Raw genomic sequence first — 17,849 nt, forward strand, 5'->3', positions numbered from 1 at the left:
AGTTATACTTTAGAATAACTGCTGTTTTTCAAGTTCCAGAAAGTTCCCTTTAAAAAATTTCTCAAGTGTTCTTTTTGGCCTTTGAGTAAATAAGTTAAAGTGTTTTTAGGGAAGGTGAACGCAGTAAAGAATGCGGCAAAACAAACTCTTTCAAAGAAATTTCCATTTCTTCTCATGTAAAGAATTCTGTTTCGGGTGTGGTAATAAACTTTCATCGGATTGTCTTTACCAACACTCATAGATTCTTTATGATAAATAGTGGCAGTAGGGGTATACCAGATTTTATAGCCGGCTTTTCTGATTCTGGTGCTCCAATCCCATTCTTCATAATATAAAAAGAAGAGTTCCGGAAACATACCTACTTTTTCGATCACTTCTCTTTTGACCATCATTGCACAACCGTGTGCGCCGAAGGTAGAAAAGGGGGTATCGTGTTGTCCGAGATCTTTTTCGTAATTACCAATGGTATCGGTACGTCCGGTAATCGGATTCATTTTTTCAAACCCTGCGTATTGAATGGTATCGGGTTGATCGAAGTATTTTATTTTCGGACAGGTTACACCAATTGTTGGATCTTGTTGAAATGGTTCCAGCAGTTTATCCAATAAATCAGGAGTTACTTCAGTATCATTATTAACGATGAAGATAAAATCACCTTTAGCTTGTTTCATTCCCCAGTTGTTGCCTCCTGCAAAGCCTAAGTTTTGTTTTGCCAACAGGAGCGTCGTTTGGGGGTATTGCCCTTTAGAAATTTCTTCGGTAGGATCTATTTTGGAGTCCATATCGCAAACCAGAATCTCGAAGTTTCTATACGTCAACGATTTAGTGGATTCCAGAAAATCGCAGGTAACGCTGGTTTGGTTGTAATTCAGGGTAATAATAGAAATGAAAGGCTGAAAATCCTTTCCCATAGGAAGTTCTTTTAAATATAAATATAGGCCAAATAAATGATATTGCTACCATTTACTCAGCCTATTATGGTTGGTTGTATTAAGCGTTTGATTTCTGGATTAAGGCAGAAGGAGTGTTTGCCATGATCCATAGGTCGTATAAGAAGTTGTATTTATCAGCATAGTTGATATCCAGGCTGATACGTTCTTCGATTGACATTTCAGACTGACCTCTTTTTTTGATCTGCCACAAACCTGTAATACCGGCCGGTGCCATGAAACGTTTAGCCCACTCGTCGGTAGTTAATGAAGCAGCTTCATAAAGTGGTAAAGGTCTGTTTCCTACTAAAGACATATCTCCAATCAATACGTTGATTAACTGAGGAATTTCGTCGATAGAAGTATTTCTTAAGAACTTTCCTACTTTGGTAATTCTCGGGTCGTTGTCAATTTTGAAGAAAACAGGACCATTATCATTGGTTTGATACTGATTTAAGTGTTGAAGTTCTTTCACGCGTTTATCAGCATCTTTGTACATGGTTCTAAACTTGAAGAAATTAAAGATTTCATAACCTTTACCTGCGCGTTTAGAGATATAGAAGATTGGTCCTCTTGATTCTAATCTGATCGCCAATGCGATGATTAAAAGTACCGGAGATAAAAGCAATAAAGCTGTTCCGGATGCAACGATATCAAAAGCGCGCTTAGCCGGAGAAATTTTTACACTTTGTTTCGGTAAGTTGGCTTCGATTGAATTAACCGGAGGGTTAGCTACAATTGCCTTTTTAATTTTATTAAGGAAGTTGATTTTGTTTTTCAGCTTAGTTTCAGTGTAATCTGCTAAACAAATAATATCATCAACAAACTTGAATTTCTTTAAAGTATTTTTTTGAGCCGGATTAGCTGCACTTACTTCTACTACAAACGGAATAGCTGCCAATGTGGGTTGTTCGGATAAGAAACGGGCCATATCGAACAGTTGGTCTGTAGGAATGTTTGACTCAATAATAATTACGGTAGGAAGGTGTTGAGCGTTGCTGCCAGACATTAATCTGCGTAAAATTGATTTAGCATTATTAATAGATTCTGCTGCGTAGCCGCCCGCAAAGTATTTGATCAGTGTGTCTATATTATGCGATTTATTGCCAATATAGAAAAACTCGTTTTTAGGTTGTTGGGTAGTTACAGTACTGGGAGCGGTAAGGCTATATTTCCTGTAAGTCTTTTTAGTTTCAATATTTCTTTCTGTGGTAAAATTCGTAATGTTCATAAAGTAAGATTTAATGAGTAAACTCATTTTTCAAAGGTTAAGCAAGCACTGACTGTTCTTTCTTTACAGCGGTGAAGCGTTTAATAGCTTCAATCAGGTCGATCGGGTTGAAAGGCTTATTAAAGTAAGCTTCAACGCCTAATTCTAAACATTTTACTTGAGCAAGATCTTTGTCTAGCGAAGACAATACTATTACTGGAATATCACTATAAATACCATTTGATTTAAGTTGTTCAATCAATTCCCAATCTTCCATGTCGGGTAATTGAACATCAGCGATAATCAGGTCGGGTAAGTTTTTGTTTGACAAATAGTACATAGCTGAACAAGCATCAGGAGCAGTGATTACCTGATAATCTTTGCTAAGAACTGTTTGTAATAAAAAGCGTATTGCTTTGCTGTCATCAATTGCGAGAATCTGTTTTTTCATTCTTTCTAATTTGTGCTTTGATATAATCGCAATTTTTCAACAGGTAAAATGGACTAATTTAAAAGTTAGTCTTACATAGAATTGGCTTGGAATAAATATATATACTGACTGAACAGATATATTAAACTGTTAAATAGGAGGATTGGAAAAAAATAAGATACTTTAATCAGAGGGGTATTCTTAGGATCGGTGGTGAGGCGGCAATCGGAGTCGTTCGTAAGAATATTGAGGATTTAAATTCTATGGGGTAAAATTAATAACAAAAATCAATTATGCAAACTCTTCATATATATTTTCTGACTAATACCACTAAAATTACCCTTTTGCATTATGTAGAAAGACGCTTTATGAACTACATATGATGATTTTTTATCAACTGTCGTGATTCCTTCAAGCATAATTCCGGTACAAATGTATAAATGATTTTGGTTTATACAAGTACTAACTCACTAACTATTTGTTAAGACGTAGTTTACATTTTTTATCACGCTGCTTTCCGGGCAGCTTTGTCCCATAATACAGATTGATTTCCTTTAATAAATCGTTTGAAGCCCATGAAAACAGCCATATTCATGAATAGGAAATAAAAAGGGATAAAGAATATTTTCATCTTTATATCCTTATTTGCATAGATCCAGCCGGTTATTCCCATTACATAAAAGATCACCTGTGCAATCAGTATCATTAAGTAAAAGGCGCTCCCTGAGCTGATTACAATCAGAATATTACTGATCAACAACAATATTAATGCAATCGGACAAAGCGTCCAGCGTAAAATTCTATGTGATATAAACTGAAAACTTACCACCGGGTATTTAAAGAAATTAAATAATGGTTTGAGTAAAAGCATGGCCTGAAAGGCTCCGGCACAGATCCGTACTTTTCTCTTCATTTCTTCTTTAATGGAGGCTGATGGCAGTTCCGCAGCGTAGGCCTCCGGCTCGTAACGTACTACATAGCCATTGATACATAGCTTGAGCGATTGTACAAAATCTTCAATAATGGTATTGGTGGGTGCTTTTTCGAACAAAGTGGTTCTTACGGAGAATAGTTCTCCCGCAGCTCCAACGGTTGTATACAGGTCAGAGTCCAGTTTCTTCAGAAATGATTCATACTTCCAGTAAAGTCCCTCACCTGCAGCAGCTGCAGCATCTTTGTTGGATAGTAATATTCTCTTTTCGCCGGCTACGCCACCTACTTTGGGGTTGCTATAATGAGCGGCAATTTTTTTCACTGAAGCTTTACTTAATAATGTATTGGCGTCACAAAAAATAACGATTTCGTTCTTTACGAAGTCTATCGCACGATTCATGGCGGCTACTTTTCCCTGGCGTTGTGGCTGGTGTAGCAGTTCTATATTATTATATTGTTCTACAATAGAAGGAGTCGCATCACTGGATCCGTCAGTGATAAAGATGATTTGTAACTTATCCTTAGGGTAATCAAGCTCAAAAGTATTTTTTATTTTTTCTTCAATAAAGTCAGCTTCGTTAAAGGCTGCTACCACTAAAGTTACCGGCGGTTCGAAGTCAGTCGGCACGGGTTTAGCTTTCTTAAATATATTTTTAATTTTTACTAAAGCCCAAAGCAGTATGCCATATCCGACATAGCTATAAAATACAATGGCCAAAGAAGCCCAGAAGAGAATTTTGAAAAATATCATCTTTTGCAGGTTAAGGTAAACAGCTAAACGGCCCCAAAGGAACAACAATTTTTTAGAAACTATTGCAACAATGATTGTTAATTAGTGATTCTCCTGTTAATCGGCACGTCACTAATCAATAAGCCGGAAGCTCATCTTAAACGTAAATTCTGATAAATTGTTATTGATCTGTACCGGTTATTCTATAGCGCTTTTTGTATACCTTATTATATGTATACCTTTTTGCTAAGCTCTTAACAGCTGGAAAACATTTGTATTTAAATACTCTTTATACTATTGCAGAAGATTATCAGACCAGGAAGAAAGTAAGGGCGAATGGGTAAAATAGATATACATGGAACGGTATTTTTTTTTAACTGTAATAAGCTGGTAACTAACAAAATGAAAGGTAGAAGTAACGCCTCCGGATCAAAATAAGCAGTAAAAACCGTTCAGGTATTTTGCTTTTTGAGAAATAGTATTAATTTTGATTCGAAATTACGCTTACCTCGTCCAATCTCTCTGTGATAAAATCACCTCCTATCTCCGTGCAGAAACCACAAATTCAATTAACTCAGCTAATAGCTGATTATATCCTCTTTAAGACCGCTTAACGTCCGGTTGGACACACTTATCCATTGACAATAAATTTGTTTATGAAACGAATTTTACTTCTTACCACAATTAGTCTGTTGGTGAATTTGGTAGTTAATGCCCAAAACGTATTTAACCCGAATGATCCTTTGGTTCGCTATAATGCGAATGCATCTGTAGGTACTGCTCAAAAGCCCGATCCGAATATTAACGGATTACAAAAATGGGTGGCTGACTCTATGAGTAGTATCTCTAACTCTTACTCTACTCAGTCGTACAAGGCATACTACATGAACATTAACGGAGTACAAATGCCTTTCCGTCTTAAATACCCGAAAAGTTATAACAACCCCGACAGTGCAGGAAAAAAATATCCTGTGATGATGTTTTTCCACGGTACGGGAGAAGCGGCTTGTAATACCAATGGTGGTGTTTATAATAATGAAAAACAATTATTGCATGGTGGCAGATTATTCAGAGACCATGTAGATAATGACCGTTTCGACGGATTCTTATTATATCCTCAGGTAGTTAACTTCAGTACTAACTGTAGTGGTAACTGGGGAGTGGCTCCGGCTTCAGGTTATTATGCCGGACTAATTCGTTTGGTAGACAGTTTAGGAAAATATGTACGTGCAGACGTTGACCGTTTGATCGTAACAGGTTTATCGAATGGTGGTGGTGCCGCGTGGTCAATGGCCGCAGCATTTCCTGCAAGAGTAGCGGCAGTTGCTCCATCAGCAGCTGCTACCGGCCAGACTAACTATTCAGATTATGTTCACGTTCCTGTTTATTTCGCAAGTGGGGGTACTGACAACAATCCGACACCTGCATTTTCAGAGTCTGTTTACAATGCTTTGAAAAACTTAGGAGCTGACATTAAATATATTTTATATCCAACATTAGGACACTCTATGTGGAATAACCACTGGAATGAACCTGATTTTGTTCCTTTTATGAACAGAGGGCATAAAGCTAACCCGCTGGTGTTTTTTCAAAGAGACGAATGGTGTCCGGAAGATGTTATCTCTGCAAAACTGGGCATTACAGCAGGATTTGCAGCGTATGAGTGGGAAAAAGACGGAGTGGTCATTGCCCGTCGTCAAAGTGGGTCGAATACTATTTTAGACGGTTCCAGCATTGTTTCGTTTGGTGCAGGTGGAAATGAAATTACCGTTAAAAGCTATGGTGTTTATAAAGTTCGTTTCAGACGTACAGCTACCAGTGACTGGAGTGCATGGAGCCCGAGACCGGCTGTTATTCGTCAGAAAGCGGTTACGCAAACCCCTAACATTCAGGTACAAGGTGTTCAATCGCATGTATTACCAGGGATTGATGGTAAAAATTCAGTTACACTAACTTTACCTGAAGGTTTCTATGCTTACGAATGGTATAATGCAGAAAATAATCAATTGATCGGAAGCGGTAGAACTTATAACGCTTCTGTAGGAAAATATAAAGCACGGGTGGTAGAGCAGTATGGTTGCGGAACGTTGTTTTCGCCTGTGTTTGAAGTTGTATCGGCAAGCGGTGCTATCAAACCCGATCCGGCCAAAACATTAGTTGCAATGGCCAGTTCTCTGACCAGTGTTCAACTTGACTGGAACGAAAATCCGAATGCAGGTGAAAATGAAACAGGATTTGAAATTTACCGTGCAACCAATGCCGGTGGCCCATATTCCTTAATACATATCACAGCCCCGGATGTTGTATCTTATTTAGATGCAGGTTTAACCACCAATACACAATATTATTATGTGGTAAGAGCTGTAGGCCGTTCAGGTGCAGCAGCCAATTCTAACGAAGCATCTGTAATAACAGCTGCTGACGTAACTCCTCCGACTGCGCCGACTAATCTCAGATTAGTAAGCAGCGGTAAAAACTTTGCAACAATTGCATGGAATGCTTCTACCGATGACGCTGGTGTTGACCGTTATGATATTTTTATCAACAATCAGAAATCATTTACAACAACTGCTACTAATTTCAGTATTCCTGATCTGGAAGAAGAGAGTCTTTATACAATTGTTGTAAAAGCCCGTGATAAAGCGGGTAATATCTCGAATCCGTCAAACCAGGTAACAGCAAGTACTAGTTATGACCAGAATGGTTTGAATTACAAATACTACGAAGGTTCATGGAGTAACTTACCTGATTTTTCATTGTTAACACCTCTTAAAACAGGCATTGCACCTACTCCGGATATTGCAGCACGTCTGGTTGAAAATAATTACGCATTCCTTTGGGAAGGATTGCTGAAAGTTGATGTAGCAGCAAATTATACTTTTGAAATATGCTCTGATGATGGTTCTCGTTTATGGATAGGATCGGGTTATACGCATGGAACTTCCACTATTAACAATGATGGAGCGCATGGAAACCAGTGTCGTACTGCAACTGTTCAACTGGCAGTAGGCCTACACCCTATCGCCGCAGGATATTTTCAGGCAACCGGAGGACAGTCATTTAGTCTTTCATGGCAGAATAACGCAGGTTTATCGAAACAAACTATTCCTCAATCGAATTTACTGGCAATAGGTGTAAATCCGTCATTATTACCCGCTGCACCAACAGCTTTACAAGCTACTAAAGTTGATTATAAAACAGTAGAACTTACATGGGAAAACTCAGGTTCTGCAACCGGGTATGAAGTAGTAAGATCTACTACTGAAAACGGTGTGTATGAGCAGGTAGCTTCAGTAAACGGATTCAGTTACAGTGATAGCACTTTAACACCTAATACGACTTATTTCTATAAAGTGAGAAGCATCGGTTTAAGCGGAGAGTCTGCTTATACTTCTGCTTACACCGGTATTTATTATTCCTTAGACAGTACTTTGGTGAATGCCTGGAATACAACAGGTGGTACCAATACCAATCTTACACAGAATGGTACACTTACTCAATATTGGAATAAAACAGATAAAAAGTATGGTACTTTCGGTGTTCAGATGAATGGTACTTCACATTACTTCACAATTAACGGTTCTTCAGCTAATCAATACCCGAACATCGGTGGTTATTCGCAAAGAACAGTGGCAATGTGGATTAAACCTACTACTATTGCTAACAGAAAAGTACTTTTTGATATTGGTAACAGCACAAATGGTATAGCATTGCGCTTCAATAATACCAATAATGCTTTAGAAGCAGGTATTGCTTCAGCGGGTGTAAGATTCACAGCAGCAGCGAATAATTTCCAAACCGGTGGTCATTGGATTGCCAACGGATGGAACCACGTAGCTGTTGTTTATAATACCAGCTCACTTCAGATTTTCTTAAACGGCGTATTAGTCGCTTCCAATAATAACCTGAGTTTTGTTCGAATCGCAGCTAATGCCGGAAATAACTCAAGATTCGGTTACTCCGGCACCGCTGCTGGTGACAATGCCTTCAACCAGGCGTCAGCAAGTACTGATTTTTATGCAGGTTTAATGGATGAAATTTACATTCTCAATGGTGCGTTAAGCGCCAGTGAAATAGTAAAAGTAATGAACAATGAATTTGTTCCTTCTAATACAAAAACGGATGTTGCTCCTGCTCCTCCTGCAGCCCCTGCTAATTTAACGGCTACTGTAGTAAACAGTAACTCGATTCAGTTAGCCTGGAATGATAACAGTACTAACGAAACTGGTTTTGAAATCTGGAGATCTGTATCTAACAATCAAACTTTCAGATTGGTACACACCGTACCAGCCAACGCTTCAGGTAATGTAACTTTCACAGATACCGAGCTGTTTGCAAATTCCAGATACTATTATAAAATACTGGCAAAAGGAGATATTCAGAATTCTGGTTTCTCAAATGAAGCAGATGCGACTACTCCGAATACCAAACCGGTAATTTCTAAAATAGAAGATGCAACCGTAAAATATGGTAACAGCCATAATATTAAAGTAGAAGCAACAGATCCTGACGGAGACGTACTGACTTTCTCTGCTATTAACCTTCCTTATTTCGTAACGATCGAACCGGTAAGTAACGGTGTTGCTAATCTGGTAGTAAATGCTGAAATATGGGATATCGGTTATTACGAATCTTATGTTATTGTAAGTGATGCACTGGGTGCAAAGGATACGACTTATTTCACCTTAGTGATTAATGATAATAATGTACCTGTATTTAATCAGGTTACTACTACTAACATGACTGAAGGTCAGTTGTTGAATATTCCTATTCAGGTAGTGGATGAAGAGAATACAGGATTATTAATTATCCGTCCGGTGAAATTACCTACCTGGGCTACGTTAACGACCGACTCTACCAATGGTAGCGGTAATATTCAACTGGTTCCTGGTTTTGATGCGGCCGGTTCTCATCAGATTAAATTATCTGTTGAAGATGAATACGGAGCCATTAATTACCTCGATTTTATGGTGAATGTAACCGATGTGGATCCTAACGAAAGTTATAAACTGAACTTCGTGGCATGGGGCCCGCAGGAGTCTGGCTGGAATACTGTAAACGTTTCTAACAATACGATCAACCAAAGCAATCTTAGAAATCATAAAAATGAAGTAACCAATGTAAGAGTTCAACTTACAAAAGGTACTATCAGTAGTGGCGGTAGCGGAATGAATACCGGTTCCGGTGTTTACCCTGCAAACGTTCGTTATGATATGATTAACTGGGGTTACTTCAATGGCGGAAGCAATAGCGCAGATACGATTGAAGTTACCATCAGCGGATTGTCTGCCGGTAAAAAATACAACCTCATTTTCTATGCAGGTACAAACTGTAACTATTGTTCTTTAAATAATAATAGTGTAACCACTTTCAAAGCAGGTGATCAGATTGCTCAGGTAAGAATGTTCAATAACCTGAATATGACTGATACTTTAGTGAAGGTTACTCCGAATGCATCAGGAAGTATCGTTGTAACAATGATTGGTGATGCAAACACAGCAGTAGGTGGTAACTTAAACGCAATGGTTATCGAATCTAATCAGGATGATGGTACCACTCCTTTGAAACCATTGAACCTCACTGCAACTCAAAGAGATAAAGGTGTAAGATTAACATGGGTTGATCAGGCTTACAATGAAGATGCTTACAATGTTTATCGCGCTACCGCTAAAACCGGTCCTTATACATTATTAAATCCTGGTGCATCTAACAGAGACAGTACCGGATATAATGACGAAAACCTGGCTCCTTTCACTAATTACTATTATTATGTAAAAGGTATGAACAACCATGGTTTAGGTATTTCGAGTGATACGGTTTTAGTTCAAACATTAAATAATAATCCTACCGTTACTTCTGTTGCAGGTTTCAGCGTGAAAGCAGAAAGCTCAGCAACTGCAAACTTTACAGTAGGAGATGATCCGGGTGATGTAATTACTGTTTCTTTACAGGATGCACCGGCATTCATTACGTTAACCAAATTATCAGCTACCAGCTACCGCATCAATGCAAATCCAACAGCCTCTAACGTGGGTAAACATACGTTCGAAGTAGTTGTACTGGATGATAAAGGCGGAAGAACGACTACCATGGTTACTGTGTCTGTTGCTGATAAAAACACACGATCAGTTTATGTGAACTTCGCACCAACCGGTTATGCAGCCCCGGCTCCATGGAATAATTTGTTAGGATATGGAGGACAGGGTAATACATTAAGTAACCTGTTGGACGAAAATGGAGCTAACACCAGTTACAGCGTAACGCTTGTTAATAAATGGGCAGGACTGGTAATGAACGGTCAGATAACCGGTGATAATTCAGGAACTTATCCTGATGCGGTATTGAACTACGGATGGTGGGATAATGATGAAGCTGCCCGTCAGATCAGATTTAATAACCTCAATAATAATAAGGTTTACAACATCGTAATTATGGCCAGCAGATCTGATGGTGTTCGTTCTGCAATGAGATTCAGTGTTGGTTCTGTAGCTGATACGTTAGACGGAAGTTATAACTCTTATTACACAGCGAACCTGAACAGATTAGTACCGACCGGCGGAGCCATCACGATAGATATCTTAAAATTATATGGTGCACCTTATACTGTAATTAACGCCATCCAGATTGAAGAACTGGATAATGCGATCACATTAGCACCAAACAATTTACATGTGGAAGCTGTAGGAAGAGACGCTGCAAACATTACCTGGAGCGACAGAAATCATAATGAAACAGCCTTCCAGTTACAGGTAGCTTCTGATGCAAACTTCAGTACTATCCTGACCAGCCAGACTTTACCGGCTAATACGGTTAGCTACAAAGCCACCGGCTTACCGATCAATAAACGTGTATGGGCAAGAGTGAGAACTGTTGTAGGGGGAGAAAACTCTGAGTGGAGTAACGTAGCATTCGCTAATACTTCATTATCTCAGGTATTTGTAAACTTTAACATCGCTGAGTTAAATGTAGCGAGCCCATGGAACAATTTGGAATCTAACCCGACCGAAGCATTTACTAAATCGGGTCTGGTGAATCAAAGCGGTCTTCCGAGCGGTGTATCTGTTGAGTTCTTAACACCAATGAACGGTGATAATAACTTCGGTATGAGCACCGGTAATAATAGCGGAGTTGTTCCGGATAATGCGCTGAGATCAAACTACTGGATTGATAAAAATCAAAAATCTCAGGTTAAACTGACCGGATTAAACCAGGCTAAAAAATACCGTATCGGTTTCTTTGGTTCGATGAGTACCGATGGCTGGTTCTCCGGAAACTATACCGGAACTTATACCGTAAACGGTGTTACAGTATTGCTGAACTCATGGTTAAATGACCGTAAAGTGGTATTTATCGAGAACATTTTGCCAAATTCAGACGGAGAAGTTTTAATGGAGTTCTCTACAATTGATGAAGCACAATGGGCGTTTAATGGAGGATTGATTATTGAATCTTATGATATCATCGGCGTTTCGGAAAATCCTGACCAGGGTCCTTTAAGAATAGCTACCGTGGTTGAGCCTGAGTTAAAAGCGAGCGTGGTAGAAGTGAAAGAACTGGCAGAAATTCAGATCGGAAATGCTGAAATCTATCCGAATCCGTTCAAAGATCAACTGAATATCCAGTTTACTTCATTAAAAGCGAACCAAAATGTTGTGGTGAACGTGTATAACATGAACGGAAGTTTGGTACACACACAGCAAATGAATAATAGACCTGCAGGTAAACAATTGATTACCTTGAATTTAGGAAATTCCAGATTAGTTCAGGGATATTATTTGGTAACTGTTGTTGTAAACGGAAAAGTAGAAAGCACTAAAAAAGTAATGAAATCAAATTAAAACATTCATAAGGCTTACTTAAAATCCGGGAGCCTACTCTAGGGTCCCGGATTTTTATTATAACTTTACTCTGAAACACAAAACTCTATCCTAATGGATCTTAACTATTTGCTACAGGTGCTGCTAAGGAAAAAATGGATGATCTTTTTTTTCACAACAGTAGCCTTGGTTGCGGGATTTGCTTTTACCTTTTTTCTCCCTAAAAAATATGTTTCACTGGCTCAGTATTCCACCGGTTTTACGATGGAACAAAAAGTGAAAATCTCAGAAGAAGCTACCTTTAATATCTATGAGATCGATATGCGTTTTGCAAACGTAATCGAAACTTTCAGATCTCCTAAGGTAATGGCAATGTTGTCATATAGCCTGCTTTTGCATGATATCGATAATGTTAAGCCGTTCAGAGCCTTAACCGAAGACAAAAAAAATAGCCCGGAATATACAGCTGTTAATATAGAGAAAGCTAAACAGATTCTGAAGTCGAAAATTTTCGACATGAATCTGCTGAATCCGTATGATCCCGAAGAGAAAAAAGTGTTTGACCTGTTGACACTTTATGCTTACAGAGGTGAAGATTTATATACCGGATTACGTTTTGAACGTGTTGACAGATCAGACTTTATTAACATATTTTTCAGCTCTGAAAATCCGGAGCTTTCAGCATATGTTGTAAATACTATCGGAGAACAATTTATCCGTTTCTTTAATAATCTTTACGGAACGAGAGATCTCGAGTCTGCACAGAAATTAGATTCTCTGATTCAGACTCAAAAACTGGTAGTGGATAGTTTAAATGGAAAACTAAAAGATTTCAGAGAAAGAATCGGAACACCAAATATCAATGACAGAGCTTCCGGAGCTATGGTGATGGTGCAGGATCTTACTGTAAACATTCAGGCGGAACAAAAAACTTTAAACCAGTATAAGGCCGACCTCAGAACTGTAGAAGCGCAGTTGAGTACGTTAAATGCAAGAGCCGGTGGATCCGGTAGTCCGAGTAATAATAACCAAAGTATCCGCTTATTGCAAAATGAGAACGGAGACCTCGAAGTTAAAAAAATCGGAAAAACTGAAAAAGAGATAAAAGACATTGATAAGCAGATTCAGGCGAATCTTGAAAGAATTGAAACGCTAAAGAGAAATACGGTGAATCCCGGTGTAAGAGATCGGCAGGCTGAACGTACTGCGATTCAGATAGATGACCTCGAGGCCAAGAGAATTTCTCTCGAAAACTCTATCAGAGCATCTAATGACCTGATTAAAGATTATGAAAGACAACGTGGCGGCTATGAGCGCCTTACCTCTTCAGGTGGTGGCGATGAAGTAGTGCTGAAAGCAAAAGAAGCAGAACTGAACCTGGCTACCGATGAATATGAAATGCTGAGGAAAAGAATGCACGCTTCTTTAGGCCTTGATGTAAACCCTATCAATAACTTCAAACCTACCATTTTAGGCATACCGGCTTACAAACCTGAACCTTCTAAAAAAGTAATTTTGATGGGACTTTGTGGGTTCCTCGGGTTTTTCTTCTCAACTTTTGCAGTTTTAGGAGTAGAAATCATAGATTCTTCTTATAAAACACCCTCTATTTTCAGACGTAATAGTAAGTTACCACAGTTGGGTGTATTAAATAAAGTAGACCTGCACGGGGGCAATATTAACGAGTTTATTCAGGAAAGTGTAAGTAATAAAGAGGGGAGAGTTGGTAATATTTATATCGAGAACCTGAGAAAAATCAGGTATGAAATCGATAAAAAGAATGCTCAGTCAATACTAATCACCAGTTCAAGAGCAAAGGAAGGTAAAACTTTTGTTACGCAAAGTCTGGCTTCTATACTGGCATTGGCAGGTAAAAAAGTGCTTATGATTGATGCTAATCTGTCGAATAATGAACTTACTCAGATATATGATGCAAAACCGAATTTAGATCAGATTGATCTTTCGAAGATTGCTACTAATGACAGATTGTGGACTTATATCCAACCTACTACCATTAAAGGAGTAAGTATAGTTGGTACAAGATCTGCCGATGCAACGCCTTTAGAATTATTACCTCAGAATAGTTTATTAAAGAACCTGAATTCATTAAAAGATCAATACGATTATATATTAATTGAAGCATCTGCGTTGAATTACTATGCAGATTCAAAAGAAATTTCCTTATATGTTGACGGTATCGTTAACGTTGTTTCTGCAAAGTCTTCCGCAGCATTAGAGGATAAAGAATCATATCAGTTTTTGTCAGATCAGAAAGGAAAATATTTAGGAGCTGTGTTAAATCAGGTTGACACACTAAATATGAGTTTATAAGATGCTCAATTTTTTATTCAACAAGGATGTTATATTAAAAGAAAGTAGATACCCTTGGATCGATTATGCCAGGGGTATCTGTATCATATTAGTAGTATACAGGCATGTGTATGAAGCGTTAGAAATTGTAGGCGAAGGAACTGATAGTTTTTTGTTATTACGGGTGTTGAATGCAGCACTGTTTAGTTTCAGAATGCCTTTGTTTTTTGTGGTGTCAGGACTTTTTTTTGCTGCCAGTTTTTTGCGGAAAGGATTAGGCGAATACATCAATAACCGTGTGCAAACCATTTTGTATCCTTTATTGGTATGGGGCGGAATTCAGGTAACACTACAATTAGTATTTGCCGGCAGCGTTAATGTACAGAGAGAACCGATCGATTATCTGAATTTACTAATCGAACCGCGTAGAATTGAGCAGTTCTGGTATTTAAACGCTTTGTTTTCGGTAGGCTGCTTATATGCTTTGGTACATTATTACTGTAAAGTATCCAATAAAACACAGTTGATTATAGGACTGGTTTTATATGCGGCGGCAGCTATTGTATACCACTATGGGTGGAATATAGGATTCTTGATTGACGTATTGTTTTATTATATATTTTTTGCAGTAGGTGATTATTTCAGCAAATTTATTTTTGCAGAAAAAACAGTGCAGAATATAGGTAAAGGGAAAACGATTTTATTGCTTTTGCCCTTGTTTGTAGCTGCACAGGCTGTATTTGTTTATCAAAGTTTTTCAACCGGTGATGATTACTATGTACATCATAAAAATTCATTTTTGTATCTGGTAATCGCTTTAGTAGGTTGTTTATTTATAATTGCGTTATCGTTTTTTTTAGAGCGTAAAAATATCCTGAGATTTTTAAGAGTTGTAGGATATCACTCTTTGTATATCTACGTGATGCACCTGATGATTGCTGCCGGAACCAGAGTGTTTTTTGTAAAAGTGTTAGGCTATGAAGAGGTAATACCATTGATGTTGATTTGTATTACACTGGGAATTGTGATTCCGATGATTGCCTACAACTTTGCTGCTAAAATGGGTATGTGGTGGCTGTTTTCGTTAAAAAAAGATCCGTTGAGACGTAAAAAAGTGAATAATGGAACAAAAACCTAACTTAAAAAATTTTGAGATTATCAGTACTTTATTTGCCCTGGCATTTTGTGCTGCGATGTTCTTTAAGTTTATGTTTTTTTAAATTGATCGATGAAGCAATTCGTACAAAATATTGAAAATAAAATTGTTCAGAATCTTCGTTACCATACGATAGAGAAAAAACTGATGACGCCCAGTGCCATCCTGATGTTACTGCTGGTTTGTATCGGTATCTCTTATCTTACCGTATTGGTCAGCTCCTTTGCCGGAGTAGGGCTGCTGGCGGGGGTAATCGGAATTCTGGTTTGCGTGGGTTGTATTAAATCTCCCACTTTCGGATTCTATTTCCCTTTTCTCGTATCCTTGTTTTTGATGTTACCGGGAAGGTTGAGTAATGCGGCGGGTCAGATTCCTACCGGAATGATTCCCGAATATTTGTCGTACCTGGCACTTATCGGAATTGTAACACACCAGGCATACAGAGCTGATAATAATAGTAAGTTCTGGACGAATATGCTTACCATCTGGATGTTGTTGCAACTGGGATATTATGCATTTCAGCTTTTTAATCCAAACATGTTTAATAAGCTGGGATGGTTTAACTTCTTTCGTAAGCAGGTGAGTTTTGTGGCGTTCTTTTATTTATCCTACCTTTTCTTTAATAAGAAAGAAGCTATTTTCAGGTTTAATAAATTCTGGATTATTTATTCAACGGTGAATGCGCTCTATGCCTGTAAACAACAATGGCTGGGCTTTTTTAATTTTGAATATGTATGGCTGATCAGTGATGAAAAAAGATATAACCTCTATGTTAACGGTGGGTTTATGAGACGTTTCGGACTACTGTCTGATCCGGCTTCTGCAGGCATTCTCTATGCGATGGGTACCGTTTTGTTACTGGTGATGATGTTAAGGTCTAAAGACAGAATGAAACAGATCGTATACGGTATCCTGATGATAATACATTTTCTGGCCACCAGTTATACCGGTACCAGAACCGCCACCTTAATGATTGTTGCCGGCGCTGTATTCTATTGCGTTTTAACCTTATACGAAAAAAGAACCCTCATATTTTCTGGCGTATTCGGTTTTATGTTATTGTTTTTATTGTTTGCGCCCATTTATAATAACATGGTTATTAACAGGCTGCGGTCAACTTTTGAAGGTTCAAAAGACCCGTCGGCTAAAGTAAGAGATATTAATAGGGCAATTGTTCAACCCTATGTATATTCGCACCCGATTGGAGGAGGAGTAAATACGGCCGGGATTGTAGGGAAAATGTATAACCCCGGACACTTCCTATCGATGATTCCACCGGATAGTGCTTATATGCAAACAATGATGGAACAAGGATTTATAGGTCTGGCCATTATGTTGATCTTTTATTACCTCATTATGCGAGTCGGTATTAAACACTTCTACCGGGTGTACGATGATGATATAAAAACGATCTATACCGCCTATCTGGTGACCATTTTTACACTCTTCGTTGCCCAGTATTCACAGTTGGCAATCGGACAGTACCCGGGAATCTTATTTTATCTCGCAGCACTCGCAATATTTATGCGATTGCATGAGTTTGACAGCAGTAATACGAAAAAATTAAATCATTCATAATCATTCAAGATGAAACCAATTGTATTGATTTTAGCTTTATTCTCTTTTGTAACAGTAAAAGCTCAGGACCCAACAGGAAGAACGCAGCAGGAAGGCGTGAATGCGCTTGACTCCATTACAAAAGAAGATGCGAAGAAATTATTGGTAGCGATGGCGTTGAAAAATCCTAACTACGAAATTTCTTTAGCAAAAATCAGATCAGCTAAATGGGATGTTGCTAAAGCGAAAGGAGCATGGTTAGGTATGTTCGAAGCTACCGGTAACTTGAATGAGTATACACTGAAAGGTTCCGGAACAGGAGCTGTTGACCCTGTAACAGGATTAGCTACCAACAATAGTCTCTTCTTTCCGCGTTACAACTTCAGCTTACGTATTCCGTTGGATATGTTTACCGGGAAAGCAAATGATGTAAAAATCAAAAAAGAAGCTTTAACCATTGCCGAAAGAGAAAAAGAAGTAAAAGAAAGAGAAATTAAAAAAGAAATCCTCATCCGCTTTGAAGACTTATTAATGCATAAAGAAAAACTGGAAATTCAGGCCCGTATCTTACAGGTAGAGTTAAGCGATTATACCTTTGCTGAAAATGAATTTAAGCTTGAAAGAATCTCAAGCGAAGAATTTAAACAGGCAGAGTCAGGATACTTCGAGTTAAGAATGCGTTATGCTGAATTGAACAGAAACTATAATGTGGCGAAAATAGAACTGGAAGAACTCGTTGGATCAGAGTTAGATAACATACTTAGAAGATTATAATTA

Annotated in this window: 9 protein-coding genes; 5 read left to right on the forward strand and 4 right to left on the reverse strand. The window is 38.3% G+C overall.

The annotated features are described in order from the left end of the window. Positions 1-2: 2 nt before the first annotated feature. The 4 genes from D9O48_RS02215 to D9O48_RS02230 all read right to left on the reverse strand — a co-directional run bounded on the left by D9O48_RS02215 (position 3) and on the right by D9O48_RS02230 (position 4,253). Positions 3-911 carry a glycosyltransferase family 2 protein gene (locus D9O48_RS02215; protein WP_126970143.1) on the reverse strand — a complete coding sequence of 303 codons (909 nt, stop codon included), beginning with the start codon at positions 909-911 and terminating at the stop codon, positions 3-5. Between the two features lie 79 nt (positions 912-990). Further along, complete coding sequence (locus D9O48_RS02220; protein ID WP_199750478.1) at positions 991-2,160, reverse strand: sugar transferase; 1,170 nt, start codon at positions 2,158-2,160, stop codon at positions 991-993. Between the two features lie 37 nt (positions 2,161-2,197). Continuing rightward, positions 2,198-2,590 carry a response regulator gene (locus D9O48_RS02225; protein ID WP_126970145.1) on the reverse strand — a complete coding sequence of 131 codons (393 nt, stop codon included), beginning with the start codon at positions 2,588-2,590 and terminating at the stop codon, positions 2,198-2,200. 484 nt (positions 2,591-3,074) lie between these two features. Continuing rightward, positions 3,075-4,253 carry a glycosyltransferase family 2 protein gene (locus D9O48_RS02230; protein WP_126970147.1) on the reverse strand — a complete coding sequence of 393 codons (1,179 nt, stop codon included), beginning with the start codon at positions 4,251-4,253 and terminating at the stop codon, positions 3,075-3,077. 635 nt (positions 4,254-4,888) lie between these two features. Here D9O48_RS02230 and D9O48_RS02235 point away from each other — a divergent pair. The 5 genes from D9O48_RS02235 (at position 4,889) to D9O48_RS02255 (ending at position 17,846) form a co-directional block, all read left to right on the forward strand. Then, positions 4,889-12,070: a fibronectin type III domain-containing protein gene (locus D9O48_RS02235; RefSeq protein WP_126970149.1), complete on the forward strand. Its 7,182-nt coding sequence runs from the start codon at positions 4,889-4,891 to the stop codon at positions 12,068-12,070. A gap of 93 nt (positions 12,071-12,163) precedes the next feature. Continuing rightward, the gene (locus tag D9O48_RS02240; protein WP_126970151.1) at positions 12,164-14,380 is read left to right on the forward strand and encodes a GumC family protein; all 2,217 of its coding nucleotides are present in this window, start codon (positions 12,164-12,166) and stop codon (positions 14,378-14,380) included. 1 nt (position 14,381) lies between these two features. Continuing rightward, a complete protein-coding gene (locus D9O48_RS02245) occupies positions 14,382-15,497 on the forward strand; it encodes an acyltransferase family protein (RefSeq protein WP_126970153.1) in 1,116 nt (371 codons plus the stop codon). Positions 15,498-15,587: 90 nt separating this feature from the next. Next, positions 15,588-17,093: an O-antigen ligase family protein gene (locus D9O48_RS02250; RefSeq protein WP_126970155.1), complete on the forward strand. Its 1,506-nt coding sequence runs from the start codon at positions 15,588-15,590 to the stop codon at positions 17,091-17,093. A 9-nt stretch (positions 17,094-17,102) separates the two neighbouring features. After that, positions 17,103-17,846 (forward strand): TolC family protein, encoded by a 744-nt coding sequence (locus tag D9O48_RS02255; RefSeq protein WP_126970157.1) that lies wholly within the window; start codon positions 17,103-17,105, stop codon positions 17,844-17,846. The last annotated feature ends 3 nt before the right edge of the window (positions 17,847-17,849 follow it).

Origin of the sequence: Gynurincola endophyticus (assembly GCF_003991195.1) — a bacterium.
GTDB lineage: Bacteria > Bacteroidota > Bacteroidia > Chitinophagales > Chitinophagaceae > Gynurincola > Gynurincola endophyticus.